We start from the raw sequence: 15002 nt of genomic DNA, 5'->3' as shown, positions 1-15002 counted from the left end.
CTTTCCTTTTCAGTTGGTTGCCTGGCTATAGTTACTAAGTAAATAGCGACTAAATTAGCTTATAGCAGGCGTTTACGCTGACTCGATGGGGCAATGCCCAGAGACTCACGGTATTTCGCTATGGTACGTCTAGCTACCTGAATTCCTTGGTCAGCCAGTAAAGCAGCAATCTTACTATCACTTAGAGGCTTCGCGGTATTTTCCGCTGCGACAAGCTTCTTAATGAGTGCACGAATTGCTGTAGATGAACATTCACCGCCATTGTCAGTGCTGACATGGCTTGAGAAAAAGTATTTGAGTTCGAAGATACCACGTGGCGTGTGCATGAATTTTTGAGTCGTTACACGAGAGATCGTGGATTCGTGCATATCAACGGCTAACGCAACATCATTCAGAACCATTGGTTTCATCGCTTCTTCGCCATGTTCGAAGAAATCACGTTGATGTTCAACAATGCATCGCGCAACTTTGAGTAGCGTCTCATTTCGGCTCTCTAGGCTTTTAATTAGCCACTTTGCTTCTTGCAAATTTGAGCGGATGTATTGATTGTCGGCGCTGTTGCCTTTACTACCCAGATCTGCGTACTGCTGATTCACTTTCAGCTTAGGTACACTATCAGGGTTAATAGTCACTAACCATTTCCCAAGATCTTTGAAGACAGACACATCCGGAACTACATACTCAGTTTCATCCGGAGTAATCTTACTGCCAGGGCGAGGATCCAGCTGTTGAATCAGTTGCAAAACTTCACGTAGTTCTGCTTCTTTCAATTTGGTTTCTTTGATAACCAGTTTGTAATCGCGGTTGCCGAGTTGGTCGATATGGCTAGTAAGTACTAACTTAGCTTCGTTGAGCCAAGGAGTATCTTGGGGGAAAGTTGCCAGTTGCAGTAACAAGCAATCTTGCAGATTTACTGAGCCGACACCTAGTGGGTCAAACTGCTGAATTCGTTTACGTACGGCTTCAATTTCATCAAGCTCGATCTCTTCATTGTCGAAGTTTTCAAGGATGTCTTCACAAGTTACAGTGAGGTAGCCATAGTCATCGATGGCATCTATTAATGCAAAAGCGATGCTTCGGTCGGTGTCAGTGAATGGTGTTAAGTCGAGTTGCCAAAGTAGGTAATCGTGTAGGCTTTGAGTGGTTTCGCCTTGATAAACCGGCATGTCGTCATCAATCGCAATACCCGTATTACCGGTGTTTGCGCTGTAGACGTCTTCCCAAGTTGTGTCGATTTCCAGTTCGTTGCCAATCTCTGATTTTTCGATTAAGTCTGAGCTATCAGGTAAGTCTTGCTCTGTGGCTTCAACTGTTTCTTTTTCGTCACTGCTAGGTTTTTCTTCCGATGTTGGCGTATCTTCATTGCCTTCTTCGACATCGAGTAGTGGGTTAGATTCAAGTGCTTCTTGAATCTCTTGTTGCAAATCTAAAGTAGACAATTGCAACAAACGAATCGCTTGCTGCAATTGAGGAGTCATTGCTAACTGTTGGCCTAGCTTAAGTTGTAATGAGGGTTTCATTCAGTGTGACTTACCTAGTTATTATTCTTAGAACTCTCGATACTCTCTATATAATCATAGACGGAATTGTTCGCCTAGATAAACTTGTTTAACTTGTTCGTTATTGAGAACATCTTCAGGAGTACCTTCAGCGATCAGGTGCCCTTGGCTTACGATGTAAGCTTTTTCACATACGTCTAGTGTTTCACGAACGTTGTGGTCGGTAATCAAAACGCCTAAGCCACGATCGCGTAGGTGAACAATGATTTTTTTGATATCGATAACTGAGATCGGGTCAACACCTGCGAACGGTTCATCTAATAGAATGAACTGCGGATTCGCTGCTAGTGCTCGAGCAATCTCAACACGACGACGCTCACCACCCGACAGAGCCATACCATTACTGGTGCGGATATGTTGGATGTGGAACTCTTCTAGCAGGTCTTCTAGTTTATCTTGGCGCTGTTCATTAGTCATTTCATCACGGGTTTGTAAAACCGCCATGATGTTGTTTTCTACTGACAACTTACGGAAAATAGAAGCTTCTTGAGGCAGGTAACCAATACCAAGACGAGAACGGCTGTGCATTGGCAAGATACTGATATCTAGATCGTCAATACTGATGGTGCCTTCATCACGCGCAACTAAACCGACAATCATGTAGAAAGACGTGGTTTTACCTGCACCGTTTGGTCCAAGCAGACCGACGATCTGACCGGATTCTACTTGCAGGCTCACATCGGTAACAACTTTACGCTTGCTGTAGGTTTTTGCTAGGTTTTTTGCTTTAAGAACAGCCATAGTTTACTTATTCACTTCCGCTGGTTGTAATACCGTTGATACACGCTCGCTACTATCACTATCAGCAACCAGTTTTTGAGAAGCAATCTGGTAAGTAATCTTAGAGCCACGGATGATGCTGCCATCTTGAGATAGCATCGCATTCTTGGTCATGATCAGTCTGTCAGCAACAAGCTGGTAATGTAAGTCGTCAGCTTCACCGTAGAGTGTCTTACCGTCGTCAGTAAGCTGAGAGAAGGTTGCTGGCTTACCGAAGCCTTGAATCTCTTCAATCTCACCATTTACGGCGTTACGAGTAACAATAACCTTATCGGCATTGATGTTGATGCTGCCTTGTTTAAGGTTCACATCACCAAGGAAAGTTACTTGGTTACTTTTCATATCCAATTGCTGGCTGTCTGAGTCAATGTAGACAGGTTGCTCGCTATCCGAAGACAGAGCATAGACATTAGGTGCCGCAAGGGTCAAAGCGAATAAACTAAGGTGTAAGAGTTTCATATCTACCTTGAACAGAATTAAAGAGGGTCGCATTGTTGGTACCGAAGTTACCTTTCATTGCTTGCCCCTCAGTTTCAAAAAATGTACCGATCATATGGACCGGAGTCTCTGAATAAAAATCTCGGCTAGGCAGCTCAACAACCATTTTATCTGTGGTCATTGTATCGAAGCTGGCTTCTGGCAACAGATTCTTTGCCACGACGTTGTCATAAAAAGTGACAACTTGATTCTCATCCATAATCGCGCGATCAGCGGTGACTTGCCATTCAATCGTGTGCCCTTCACGGAATACCGAAAGAACTGGGTTTTGAAAGTGCGTATCGCCAACCACTGAGTAGTGTTCTAAATACGTCGATTCAACCTGATAGCTACGAATACCGCTTTCGTCGTAGCTAATGTTGTTTAGACTTTTGCCACTAAACGCGGGTAGCTCCAAATTTGGAGCTACTTGTATCGTTGATGTTTGCTCTTTGTCGTACAGGTAATAGGTCGACCAAGAGGCAATAAATATTAGTATTAAATAGATAATACGAGTAAAACTCATATGCTTAAACCTTTATGCATGTCGAGTTCATTTCTTGCTTGTAAAATAAGGTCGCAGACTTCACGTACCGCGCCATGCCCACCTTTAATGATTGTCACGTAGTTTGCACGCTTTGCAAGTAGTGGGTGACCATCTGCTACACAGACCTTCAAGCCAACTTTTTCCATCACAGGCCAGTCGATCAGATCATCGCCGATATAACCCGTATTTTCAGGATTCACTGAAAGCTTATCGCAAATATCTTGGTATGCCTTAACTTTATCGTCTTGACCTTGATAAATCAGCTTAATGCCGAGAGCAGTCATTCGATTTTCAACAATTTGAGACTTACGGCCAGTGATGATCGCGATTTCAATGCCAGCATTCATCAGTGACTTAATGCCGTAACCGTCACGAGTATGGAAGGTCTTCAGCTCTTCACCGTTGTTGCCCATGTAGATACGACCATCAGAGAATACGCCATCGACATCGCAAATTAGGAGTTTGATGTCTTTTGCTATTGCAAATACACCTGAGTCAACAGTGCCGTATAGAGTTTCGACTGTCTGTGTCATTACATTACTCCAGCTTTCAATAAATCATGCATGTTTAGGGCGCCAACTAGTTTGCCATCTTGGCATAGCATCAAGCCATTGATGCTCTTCGCTTGCATTAAGTTTAACCCCTCAACTGCAAGCATGTTTGGATCGGCAACGGTAGGATTTAGCGTCATCACATCGCCAATTTGAGTATTATGGATATCAACGCGTTTATCTAAGATACGGCGTAAGTCACCATCGGTAAAAATACCGGCCATTTGACCATCTTGACCAACGATAGCCGTCATGCCTAAGCCTTTTTGAGAGATCTCTAACAGAGCGTCTCTTACTAATGCATCCGGAGCAACAATAGGAAGTGCATCGCCTGTGTGCATGATGTCGTCTAATTTCAACAGCAGTTGACGACCTAAAGCGCCGCCTGGATGAGACAGAGCAAAATCTTGAGCGGTAAAGCCTCGAGCCTGTAAAAGTGCAACGGCTAGTGCATCACCCATCACCAAAGTAGCAGTAGTGCTAGTTGTTGGCGCTAAGCCCAGTGGACATGCTTCTTCTGGTACTGAAATTTGTAAATGGATATCAGACAAGGTCGCCATGTTCGATGCTGGCTTACCTGTCATGCTGATGATCTTAATGTTCAAACGCTTTAATACTGGGAATAGGCTGAGGATTTCTCCCGATTCGCCTGAGTTGGATATTGCGATCACAATATCGCCAGGTTCGATCATGCCTAAGTCGCCATGTGCAGCTTCTCCTGGGTGTACAAAGAAAGCCGATGTCCCAGTACTTGCCAATGTGGCTGCGATTTTGTTGCCAATGTGGCCTGATTTACCCATGCCCATCACAACGACTTTGCCTTTGTTGTTTAGGATAAGGTCGCAAGCTTTACAAAAATCATCATTAAAATATTGGTCTAATTGAGTGAGACCTGCAACTTCGGTTTCCAAAACTTGTTTTGCGACACTGCGGTAATCAAATGGCTGAGACATCAAATACTCCAAGTACGGGAAGTTAAATCAACAATTAAGCCGACATGTTCATTAGTAGGTAACTTTGGTAGACAACGAATGTTACGATTAACACGCCGCCTTCAATACGATTCACGCTACGAGATTTCCCTAGTGCCATGACCACAAGCAGTAGCGATACGCCCAGCATTACCCAGAAGTCGCGACCCATCGCAAACTCGCTCAAGATCGAAGGGTTTAGGATGCCGGGGATACCCATAACAGCAAGGATGTTGAATACGTTTGAACCAATGATATTGCCCACGGCCATATCATCTTCACCTTTCATAACACCGGCTAGTGATGCTGCAAGCTCAGGCAGACTAGTACCTACGGCAATGATGGTTAGACCAATCACAAGGTCGCTCATGCCAAAGTATTTCGCGATGATTACCGCATTATCAACCAGCATATCAGCAGCTAAAGGCAGGATGATCAGACCAATCACCACCCACATTGCGGCTTTAGGGTTGCTTACGCCCTCTGGGATTTCTGATTCTTGCTCGTCAAGGAAGGCATCACCGTTCTTTTTCTCACTGCGGCTGATTTGTAGCATGGCAAACAAGAAAGCGCCGAAAAGAACAAATAACAACACGCCTTCGTAGAAACCCAAATGGTTATCCCAAAGCAGTGCGCCAGCTAATAAAGTGACACCTATCATCAAAGGTAGTTCACGACGAATTACGCCTGAGCTGATTGATAGCGGCTTGATAAGGGCTGTAATACCTAAAATTAGTGCGATATTGGCGATGTTTGAGCCTAATACGTTACCTACAGCGGTATCGGTTTTGCCATCAAGCGCTGCTGTAGCTGAAACCATCATTTCAGGAGCCGAAGACCCCATTGCTAAGATCGTCATACCGATAACTAGTGGTGAGATACCGAAGTTGCGAGCAAGAGCAGCGGCACCGTAAACCAGCTTATCTGCACTCCACACCAAAAAACCTAGACCGATAATAAGAAACGCAATCGCTTCAAGCATGATGATTCCTAAAAAATTAATAAAAACGGAGAATTAACCGCTAATTTTGACCTGTTGCTAGATAAAAGGGAAGTCACTCGGCAAATTAATTACCAGTTAGCTGGCAAGAAAGAGAGCTCAATAGATAATTTTCTAATGCTTTCAAATCCCTGCATAGATTCCTGTTTAATATGAATTAATTGAACAGTGCTTTTAATTCTAAAGTAGACTCATTATTATTGCAGCCATAATTGGCGTTTTTTAAAGCAAGGAAACAACAAAAATATGTTGAACACTGAGCTTGTGAAAGTTAAGAACCTCAGCTTCTCACGCGGTGAGCGGGTTATTTTTGATGACATTAGTTTAGAGGTACCTCAAGGCAAAATAACCGCAATCATGGGGCCGTCTGGGATTGGTAAAACAACCTTGCTGCGTTTGATTGGTGGACAATTACTGCCAGATGAAGGCGAAGTTTGGTTTGATGGCGACAATATCCCTGCACTATCACGTCGAAAGCTATATCAAGCACGTAAGAAAATGAGCATGTTATTCCAATCTGGTGCGCTTTTTACGGATCTCAATGTGTTTGATAATGTGGCGTTTCCGCTGCGAGAGCACACTGAACTTAATGAAAAATTCATTCGTACCATCGTATTACTTAAGCTTGAAGCGGTAGGCTTACGAGGTGCGGCGCAATTAATGCCAAGTGAGTTGTCCGGTGGTATGGCGAGACGAGCGGCGTTGGCTCGTGCGATCGCATTGGATCCAGAGCTTATCATGTATGATGAACCGTTTGTTGGCCAAGACCCAATTACTATGGGTGTATTGGTCGAGCTGATTCGTAATCTTAATCAAGCTTTGGATTTAACCTCTATTATCGTTTCTCACGATGTGCCTGAGGTAATGAGTATTGCTGATTGGGTTTACTTAATGGCTGATGGAAAAGTTATTGCATCTGGTTCACCTGACGATCTGTACAGCAACAGTGATCCTCGAGTGCAACAATTTTTGCAAGGTGAAGCAGATGGCCCTGTGCCATTTAGATTCCCAGCAAAGAGCCTAGAAAAGGATTTGTTTTAATATGATTGTTAAAACTATTGTGGGTGTCGGTAAGCGCACACTTGCGGTCTGTGAGTCATTTGGTCGAGCAAGCCTAATGTTATTTGGGGCTTTATTTGGCATTCCGAGACTAAAAAATTTCCCTTTATTAGTTAAACAACTTTATAGCGTTGGCGTTCAGTCATTGGCTATCATCTTAGTTTCGGGTCTGTTTATTGGCATGGTGCTTAGCCTGCAAGGTTATGTGGTGTTAATCGACTACGGAGCTGAGGGTAACCTTGGTCAAATGGTCGCGCTTTCATTGTTACGTGAGTTGGGCCCAGTGGTGACAGCGCTACTATTTGCAGGCCGCGCAGGTTCAGCGTTAACGGCTGAAATCGGCTTGATGAAAGCAACGGAACAGATCTCTAGCCTAGAAATGATGGCTGTAGATCCTATTAAACGCATTATTGCGCCACGTCTTTGGGCTGGTCTTATCTCAATGCCACTGCTCGCTATGATCTTCATGGCGGTCGGGATTTGGGGGGCTCAGTTAGTTGGTGTTGATTGGAAAGGGATTGACCACGGTAGCTTCTGGTCTGCCATGCAGTCTTCAGTTGAGCTTGGCCGAGATATTGGTAACAGCATGATCAAATGCATGGTCTTCGCTATCACAGTCACTTGGATCGCACTTTTTAATGGTTATGATGCAGTACCGACTTCAGAAGGTATTAGTCAGGCAACTACACGCACTGTAGTGCACTCTTCTCTGGCGGTACTAGGGCTAGATTTTGTTCTTACCGCATTGATGTTTGGGAATTAATCATGCAACAAACTCGAAAATTAGAATTATGGGTCGGCACCTTTGTTATTGCCGGAATTTGCGCAATCTTAATCATGATCTTTCAAGTCGCTGACGTAAAAGGCATTGGTTCGAACCATACTTACAATCTAAAAGCGACCTTTGACAACATTGGTAGCCTAAAAGTTCGTTCTCCAGTGAAGGTGGGTGGCGTCGTTGTTGGTCGAGTTAAAAGCATTGAGCTTGATACCGAGAGCTACCTTCCTGTCGTTGAATTATCTATTGATGGGAAGTACTCACAATTTCCAGATACCTCTAGTGCGCAAATCTTAACGTCTGGATTAATCGGTGAGCAGTACATCAGCTTGGTTCCGGGTTTCATTTTTGACGATGAAGAAATGTTGGTTGATGGTGATTCTATCGAAGACACCAAATCGGCATTAGTATTAGAAGATTTGATTGGACAAGTGCTGTATAGCGTTGGTGGCTCTGATGATAGCGAAGCTAAGGAGTAGGCACATGTTAAAGACAAATAAATTATTGAAGAATAATAACTTTTTGAAGATATGGTTTCTGACAGCCGTCGCTTTTCTGATGTCGGCTCAAGCTATTGCTGCAGAAGCGATTGATCGTACTCAGCCGTACCAGATGATGACTCAAGTAGCAGAAGTTGCATTTGATCGTTTGAAGAGTGAACAAGACAACATCCACCAAGACCCAGAATTATTGAAGGTCATTGTGGAAGAAGAGTTGATGCCTTATGTGAACGCACAATATGCAGCACTTAAGTTACTTGGACCGAACTTGAAAGGCGCGGATAGAAAAGACGTGGGCGTGTTTATCGATTCCTTCCGTAAATACCTGGTTTCTTCTTATGCCCAAGTGCTGACTCAATACACAGATCAGACGATTGAATTTGGTCCAGAACCAAAAATCAAAGCGGATAGCCGTATTACCAGTATCAAGGTCGATATCATCGATACGCCGCGACCAAACATCAAGCTTGAATTTAAGCTTCGCAAAGACAAAAAGTCTGGCGAGTGGAAAGCATTTGATATGGTTGCCGAAGGGATTAGCCTGTTGTCGAGCAAGCAATCGGAGTGGAATACTAAGATTCGTCAAGAAGGCATCTTACAAGTTGCTGACGAACTAGAGAAATTAGCCGCACAACCGATTCGTTTTGAGAGTAACAAATAATGAGCCATTCTCAATGGCAAGCACTAAGCTCTAAAGAATATCAGCTGCTCGGTGATATTGACCGAGACAGTGTCCCTGCAATCTGGCGTATATTGGAAAAGTGGCAAACAACGGAATCGAGCGTTGAAATTGACCTTAGCCATATAAATCGAGTCGATTCAGCAGGAATGGTGATGCTAATTCACTTATTAGAGCATGCAAAAAATCAAAACTGTCATATAATGCTCAGTTTCGTGCCAGAACAATTGAGAACGTTGTTCCAATTGAGCAATATCCAGCCAATGATGGCAGAACACATAAAAAATTAGGCAGGAGCTATTTGTGGACAGCACAAAAGTACAAGAATTATTAGCAGAAGCACTGAACCTTCAGGAAATTTTCGTGAAAGGTGAAGGCAGTCATTACGAAGTTGTTGCGGTTGATCCATGTTTTGACGGCATGAATCGAGTTAAGAAGCAGCAACTAATCTACGGTCCACTAATGGAATACATTCAACGCAATGATATCCATGCTCTTTCTATTAAGGCTTTCACGCCGGAAGAGTGGGAACGTGATAAGAAACTGATGTCACTTTAAGGTTTATGATGGAAAAGTTTCGAGTTATTGGATCGGATAAGCCGCTAAGCGGTGAAGTGACGATCTCAGGCGCAAAAAATGCAGCGCTACCAATCTTATTTGCTTCAATTCTTGCTGAAGAGCCAGTGGAAGTGAGTAATGTTCCTCACCTACGTGACATCGATACTACGATGGAATTGCTTAAGCGTTTAGGCGCAAAAGTATCACGTAACGGTAGTGTTCATGTTGATGGCAGCGAAATTAATGAATTTTGTGCGCCTTACGATTTAGTGAAAACAATGCGTGCTTCTATCTGGGCTTTAGGTCCTCTAGTGGCTCGTTTTGGTGAAGGTCAAGTGTCACTTCCAGGCGGTTGTGCAATTGGCGCTCGACCTGTTGATTTGCATATCCATGGCCTAGAGCAACTAGGTGCGACCATTAAGTTGGAAGATGGTTATGTGAAAGCAAGTGTTGATGGCCGTCTGAAAGGCGCGCACATCGTGATGGATAAAGTAAGTGTGGGTGCCACCATTACTATCATGTGTGCAGCAACGCTAGCGGAAGGAACAACAGTACTCGATAACTCAGCGCGTGAGCCTGAGATTGTTGATACGGCTGACTTCCTAAACAAACTAGGTGCTAAGATCTCTGGCGCAGGTACAGATACGATTACTATCGAAGGCGTTGAACGTCTTGGTGGTGGTCAACACTCTGTAGTTGCTGACCGTATTGAAACAGGTACTTTCTTGGTTGCTGCTGCTGTTTCTGGCGGTAAAGTGGTTTGTCGCAACACCAACGCTCATCTTCTTGAAGCTGCCTTAGCGAAGCTTGAAGAAGCGGGTGCGAAGGTTGAAACGGGAGAAGACTGGATCAGCCTTGATATGACGGGTCGTGAACTGAAAGCGGTGAAAATCGTAACAGCACCTCACCCTGGTTTCCCGACCGACATGCAAGCACAGTTTACTCTGCTTAACATGATGGCGAAGGGCAGTGGTGTTATCACTGAGACTATCTTTGAAAACCGCTTTATGCACATTCCTGAGTTACAGCGAATGGGTGCAAAAGCGGAAATCGAAGGCAACACGGCTATCTGTGGTGAAACGGAAAAACTGAGCGGCGCTCAAGTAATGGCAACGGACCTTCGCGCATCTGCGAGCCTTGTTATCGCTGGCTGTATAGCTCAAGGCGAAACTATCGTTGACCGTATTTATCACATCGATCGTGGCTACGATAAGATTGAAGATAAACTGTCAGCCTTAGGCGCAAACATTACACGATTTAGTGAGTCGAACTAACCTAGGTTAGTGGGTTCATGAATTAGTAAGATGAAAACATAAAAGTCGGAACCTTGGTTTCGGCTTTTTTATAGTTGTATTTGCCGCAAGTAAATCTATTGCTCATTTTTGCATGAATAGATGAATTAACTTGGCGGTCGGTGAGGAACAAAATGATAGCAATATTACGTATTTTCGCAGTGGCGATATTTGCGATTCTTATGTTTGTATTTGGTTGTGGCTACTGTTTATTAAGTCCACGTAACCCGAAACACGTATTTACCTTTGGCCGTTATTTCGGTCGCATGTCGAAGATCTTCGGCATGAAGCTAGAGCTTCGTATTCCAGAGGATGCCTACTCTCGCGGCCAACATGTTTATGTGGCGAACCACCAAAATAGCTGGGATCTATTCACGATTTCATCAGCGGTAACGCCTAAAGTGGTGACGGTTGGTAAGAAAAGTCTAGTATGGATGCCTCTATTTGGTCAGCTTTACTGGTTGACGGGTAACATCCTCATTGACCGTGCTAACCGCAGTAAAGCGGTAGGTACGATTGATCAGGTCGTGACTAGTCTAAAAGAGAGTGATGTTTCAGTTTGGATGTTCCCTGAGGGCACTCGTTCTCGTGGTCGTGGTCTGCTGCCATTCAAAACAGGTGCATTCCATGCTGCGATTGGTGCTGGCTTACCAATCATCCCTATTGTGTGCAGCTCAACAGGTGGCGTGAAGCTAAACCGTTGGAACAATGGTCACGTGATTGTTGAAATGTTGCCACCAATCAGCACTGAAGGCTACGACAAGTCTAATGTTCGTGAACTGGCTAACCTAGCTCGTGAGCAGATGGCCGCTAAGTTGGAAGAGCTTGATAAAGAAGTGGTTGAGCTCAACAAGAAGTAATTGAGCAAAACGCTGAATAATAAAAAAGGTTGCCAAATGGGCAACCTTTTTTGTATCTGATAAACACTCAGCTTTATGCTCAGACGCTTACTATAGATTTAGGTACTAAAGACTATTTGCGAACTGCAATAGCTTCGATCTCGATACCTACATCTTTTGGTAGACGAGCTACTTCAACACATGAGCGTGCAGGGTAGTTTGCAACGCCGTGCTCATCGAAGAACTTACCGTAAACTTCGTTTACTGTGCCGAAGTCGTTTAGGTCTTTGACGAATACTGTTAGCTTTACGATGTCTTTTACAGTTAGGCCTGAAGCTTCTACAACCGCTTTAACGTTGTCTAGAGATTGGCGAGCTTGCTCTGCGATATCAGCAGATACTTCACCAGTTGCTGGGTTTACTGGGATTTGACCAGAAGTCAGTACCATGTTGCCAAGGTCAACGCCTTGTACGTATGGGCCGATTGCAGCTGGAGCAGATTCTGTGTGAAGTACTTTAGTCATTGGTTTATTCCATCAGTTATTAGATAAAAATCAATTTTCAGTGTGCCTTCAAATTTTGGATAGGTAAAGAGCAAAATACCCCGCATAGGCGAGGTATTTGATAGTTTTTACATTCGGTCAGTGTTGCCGTATGGCGTTATCTTTCTGTCACGATCTCGCGAGAGAATACTTTTTCGCAATACTTACACTTTAATCGAATATCTTCTTTCTTTTCAAAGATCTTAAAGCTGCTTTCAACCGGTTCATTGTGAGTAATACAGTTGGTATTTGGACACTCGAAAACGTCGTTGATTTGCTCAGGAAGTTCTAGGGGGAGCTTCTTAACTACTTCGTAATCTTCGATTTGGTTCACTGTTGCATGAGGTGCGTAAAGAGCCAGCTTGCTCGCCTGTTCTTCGGTGATAAACACATTCTCAATCTTGAGTAGGTCTTTCCCGCCTAGTGCAGAAGACGGCAGATTTAGGCCAATGGTCACGCGCTGGTGAGAGTTGTGCATGTCGAACAGTTTTAGCACCTTGATCCCGATGTTAGCTGGGATGTGGTCGATAACAGTACCGTTTCTGATTGCTTCAACTTTTAATTGAGTCTCTTTAGACATGATATCTTTCCTCTACAGCGTTTCGTTAAGAACAAGGGCTAGCAATGCTTCACGAGCGTAAACACCATTCTCTGCTTGCTGGAAGTAGTAAGCGTAAGGTGTTTTATCGACATCGACAGTAATTTCATCAACACGCGGAAGAGGGTGTAGCACCTTCAGATTATCACGTGCATTTTCTAACAGAGCAGCCGTTAGGATGTATGCTGACTTGATATGTGCGTATTCTGACTCATCGAAGCGCTCCTTTTGAACTCGAGTCATGTACAAAACATCAAGCTCAGGAATGACATCTTCCATGTCCGTCAATAGTTGGTACTTGATTCCCGCTTCATCAAGCTCTTCGCAAATGTAGTCTGGCATCGCTAGAGCTTCTGGAGCCACGAAGTAGAAACAGATGTTGTCGAACTTCGCTAGTGCTTGCGTCAACGAGTGAACCGTACGGCCGTACTTAAGGTCACCAACGAATGCAACGTTTAGGTTGTCGAGGCGACCTTGTGTCTCAGCGATAGAGAATAGGTCTAATAACGTTTGTGTTGGGTGTTGGTTTGCGCCGTCACCTGCGTTAATAACAGGTACACCGTTTGAGAACTCAGAAGCCAGACGCGCTGCGCCTTCTTGAGGGTGACGCATCACGTAAGCATCAACGTATGAAGAGATAACCTGTACCGAGTCCACTAACGTTTCGCCTTTCTTTGCCAAAGAAGTGTTACCACCACTGTCGAAACCAATCACATCACCACCGATGCGTTGAATCGCAGTTTCAAAAGAGAGACGAGTTCGCGTAGAAGGTTCGAAGAAGCAACTGGCAACCACTTTGTTCTTGATGAGTTCTGGGTTTGGTTCAGCCTTTAGCTGACCTGCCGTTTGAACAATTAATTCTAGCTCTTCACGAGAAAGCTCTGGAATTGAGATGATGTGCTTTTGATAGAGCGAATTCGCCATGATCTTCTTCCCCACAATAATGTATTGGCCATAAAAAAGCCCCCCATAATGGGAGGCTTTAAAAAAGTGCTGAAAAGCAGAATAGACGGCCTGGTAAGCATCTTAGCTTACGAGCAATATTTGGTGTTTCCACAATATTATTATGTGTTATCACAATATTGGTTGGCGTCATTTTCACTACTCTCAGACAAATTGCTGAGAATTATACGCTTTCAATTTGTGATCGCAAGCGATTACATCAAGCTTTGTTTACTTTCAATATTCGCTATTGGCCCAGTGTCGCAACCATTACCGCTTTGATGGTGTGCATGCGATTCTCTGCTTCATCAAACACAATTGAGTAATCCGATTCAAAGACTTCGTCAGTGACTTCTAAACCGTTCATTCCATACTTGTCTGCGACTTGCTGGCCGATTACGGTTTCATTGTTGTGGAAAGCAGGTAAGCAGTGCATGAATTTCACTTGAGGGTTCCCCGTCAGCTTAATAACATCCATATTCACTTGGTAAGGCGTCATAACAGCAACACGTTCGTCCCAAGCTTCTGGCGCCTCGCCCATCGAAACCCAAACATCGGTGTAAAGGAAATCACAGCCTTTTACGCCTTCAGCAACGTCTTCTGTCAGCGTGATTTTGGCTCCTGTACTTTGCGCGATAGCTTGGCACCCTTCAACGAGCTGCTCTTCCGGCCAAAAAGCTTTTGGAGCGACAAGGCGAATATCCATGCCCATCTTCGCCGCACCGACTAACAGAGAGTTACCCATGTTATTGCGTGCATCGCCAAGATAAGCAAAGCTTATTTGGTGCAGATGTTTTCCGCGGCCATGCTCAAGCATAGTGAGGAAATCAGCCAAAATCTGAGTAGGGTGGAACTCATCGGTTAAGCCATTCCAAACAGGCACGCCCGCATAAGCGCCTAGGTCTTCAACAATACTCTGGCCAAAACCACGATATTCGATGCCATCGTACATACGTCCCAATACACGAGCCGTATCTTTCATTGATTCTTTTTGACCAATCTGAGAACCAGAAGGGCCAAGGTAAGAGACTTGAGCACCTTGATCAAAGGCGGCTACTTCAAAAGCACATCGAGTTCGAGTTGATGCTTTTTCAAAGATCAAAGCGATGTTTTTACCGTTAAGCTTTTTCTGCTCTGTTCCTGCATACTTAGCTTTTTTTAGATCAGCAGACAGATCGAGTAAAAACTGAATCTCTTTAGGAGTAAAGTCGAGAAGTTTTAGAAAGTTACGATTGCGAAGATTAAAGGCCATCTCTCGCTCCTTGCGAATATAGAATCAATGAAGAACTCAGTTAAACATAAAAATGCTATATTTGTGAATATTTATTTTA

At 44.0% G+C, this 15002-nt stretch carries 19 protein-coding genes; 8 read left to right on the top strand and 11 right to left on the bottom strand.

All coding sequences use genetic code 11. The features are described from left to right. Nucleotides 1-59: 59 nt before the first annotated feature. From FTW16_RS01640 to FTW16_RS01610, 7 genes are read right to left on the bottom strand one after another with little or no spacing between them, the layout of a single operon-like run. Nucleotides 60-1520, bottom strand: a complete 1461-nt coding sequence (locus tag FTW16_RS01640) for an RNA polymerase factor sigma-54 (RefSeq protein ID WP_017058913.1) — start codon at nucleotides 1518-1520, stop codon at nucleotides 60-62. A gap of 54 nt (nucleotides 1521-1574) precedes the next feature. Next, nucleotides 1575-2300, bottom strand: coding sequence for an LPS export ABC transporter ATP-binding protein (lptB, locus tag FTW16_RS01635; protein WP_061019134.1), 726 nt, complete (start codon nucleotides 2298-2300; stop codon nucleotides 1575-1577). Between the two features lie 3 nt (nucleotides 2301-2303). Further along, nucleotides 2304-2798: a lipopolysaccharide transport periplasmic protein LptA gene (lptA, locus tag FTW16_RS01630; RefSeq protein ID WP_060983516.1), complete on the bottom strand. Its 495-nt coding sequence runs from the start codon at nucleotides 2796-2798 to the stop codon at nucleotides 2304-2306. Next, a complete protein-coding gene (gene lptC / locus FTW16_RS01625) occupies nucleotides 2779-3342 on the bottom strand; it encodes an LPS export ABC transporter periplasmic protein LptC (RefSeq protein WP_004735306.1) in 564 nt (187 codons plus the stop codon). The genes lptA and lptC overlap by 20 nt, the downstream gene beginning before the upstream one ends. Beyond that, nucleotides 3339-3896, bottom strand: a complete 558-nt coding sequence (gene kdsC / locus FTW16_RS01620) for a 3-deoxy-manno-octulosonate-8-phosphatase KdsC (protein WP_146489819.1) — start codon at nucleotides 3894-3896, stop codon at nucleotides 3339-3341. Before kdsC ends, lptC begins: the two co-directional genes overlap by 4 nt. After that, complete coding sequence (gene kdsD / locus FTW16_RS01615) at nucleotides 3896-4867, bottom strand: arabinose-5-phosphate isomerase KdsD (protein WP_146489818.1); 972 nt, start codon at nucleotides 4865-4867, stop codon at nucleotides 3896-3898. The genes kdsC and kdsD overlap by 1 nt, the downstream gene beginning before the upstream one ends. A gap of 34 nt (nucleotides 4868-4901) precedes the next feature. Then, nucleotides 4902-5867, bottom strand: coding sequence for a calcium/sodium antiporter (locus FTW16_RS01610; RefSeq protein ID WP_019821462.1), 966 nt, complete (start codon nucleotides 5865-5867; stop codon nucleotides 4902-4904). A 264-nt stretch (nucleotides 5868-6131) separates the two neighbouring features. On the opposite strand from FTW16_RS01610, the gene mlaF reads away from it, so the two are divergent. The 8 genes from mlaF to FTW16_RS01570 all read left to right on the top strand — a co-directional run bounded on the left by mlaF (nucleotide 6132) and on the right by FTW16_RS01570 (nucleotide 11611). After that, nucleotides 6132-6926, top strand: coding sequence for a phospholipid ABC transporter ATP-binding protein MlaF (gene mlaF, locus FTW16_RS01605; RefSeq protein WP_146489817.1), 795 nt, complete (start codon nucleotides 6132-6134; stop codon nucleotides 6924-6926). Between the two features lies 1 nt (nucleotide 6927). Then, nucleotides 6928-7707, top strand: a complete 780-nt coding sequence (mlaE, locus tag FTW16_RS01600) for a lipid asymmetry maintenance ABC transporter permease subunit MlaE (protein ID WP_146489816.1) — start codon at nucleotides 6928-6930, stop codon at nucleotides 7705-7707. Nucleotides 7708-7709: 2 nt separating this feature from the next. Continuing rightward, entirely contained in the window at nucleotides 7710-8201 is a 492-nt protein-coding gene (mlaD, locus tag FTW16_RS01595; RefSeq protein WP_019821466.1) for an outer membrane lipid asymmetry maintenance protein MlaD, read from the top strand. A 79-nt stretch (nucleotides 8202-8280) separates the two neighbouring features. Further along, nucleotides 8281-8883, top strand: coding sequence for a phospholipid-binding protein MlaC (locus tag FTW16_RS01590; protein WP_261383388.1), 603 nt, complete (start codon nucleotides 8281-8283; stop codon nucleotides 8881-8883). Next, a complete protein-coding gene (locus FTW16_RS01585; protein ID WP_004735315.1) occupies nucleotides 8883-9191 on the top strand; it encodes a lipid asymmetry maintenance protein MlaB in 309 nt (102 codons plus the stop codon). The genes FTW16_RS01590 and FTW16_RS01585 overlap by 1 nt, the downstream gene beginning before the upstream one ends. Before the next feature lie 13 nt (nucleotides 9192-9204). Then, nucleotides 9205-9459 carry a BolA family iron metabolism protein IbaG gene (gene ibaG / locus FTW16_RS01580; RefSeq protein ID WP_017058924.1) on the top strand — a complete coding sequence of 85 codons (255 nt, stop codon included), beginning with the start codon at nucleotides 9205-9207 and terminating at the stop codon, nucleotides 9457-9459. An 8-nt stretch (nucleotides 9460-9467) separates the two neighbouring features. After that, nucleotides 9468-10733, top strand: coding sequence for a UDP-N-acetylglucosamine 1-carboxyvinyltransferase (gene murA, locus FTW16_RS01575; protein ID WP_017058925.1), 1266 nt, complete (start codon nucleotides 9468-9470; stop codon nucleotides 10731-10733). A 152-nt stretch (nucleotides 10734-10885) separates the two neighbouring features. Beyond that, nucleotides 10886-11611, top strand: coding sequence for a 1-acylglycerol-3-phosphate O-acyltransferase (locus tag FTW16_RS01570; protein ID WP_017058926.1), 726 nt, complete (start codon nucleotides 10886-10888; stop codon nucleotides 11609-11611). A 112-nt stretch (nucleotides 11612-11723) separates the two neighbouring features. Here FTW16_RS01570 and FTW16_RS01565 read toward each other — a convergent pair whose 3' ends face one another. The 4 genes from FTW16_RS01565 to FTW16_RS01550 form a co-directional block, all read right to left on the bottom strand. Continuing rightward, on the bottom strand, nucleotides 11724-12113 hold the full coding sequence (locus FTW16_RS01565; RefSeq protein WP_004738682.1) for a RidA family protein: 390 nt from the start codon (nucleotides 12111-12113) through the stop codon (nucleotides 11724-11726). 136 nt (nucleotides 12114-12249) lie between these two features. Next, nucleotides 12250-12711: an aspartate carbamoyltransferase regulatory subunit gene (gene pyrI, locus FTW16_RS01560; RefSeq protein ID WP_017058927.1), complete on the bottom strand. Its 462-nt coding sequence runs from the start codon at nucleotides 12709-12711 to the stop codon at nucleotides 12250-12252. 12 nt (nucleotides 12712-12723) lie between these two features. Beyond that, nucleotides 12724-13653, bottom strand: a complete 930-nt coding sequence (gene pyrB, locus FTW16_RS01555) for an aspartate carbamoyltransferase (protein ID WP_146489814.1) — start codon at nucleotides 13651-13653, stop codon at nucleotides 12724-12726. A 265-nt stretch (nucleotides 13654-13918) separates the two neighbouring features. Next, complete coding sequence (locus tag FTW16_RS01550; RefSeq protein ID WP_146489813.1) at nucleotides 13919-14923, bottom strand: ornithine carbamoyltransferase; 1005 nt, start codon at nucleotides 14921-14923, stop codon at nucleotides 13919-13921. Nucleotides 14924-15002 lie beyond the last annotated feature (79 nt).

The organism is Vibrio sp. T20, from assembly GCF_007858795.1.
Classification (GTDB): domain Bacteria; phylum Pseudomonadota; class Gammaproteobacteria; order Enterobacterales; family Vibrionaceae; genus Vibrio; species Vibrio satsumensis.
The sequence above is the reverse complement of the archived record's forward strand: the minus strand, read 5'-3'. Positions and strand labels throughout refer to the sequence as shown.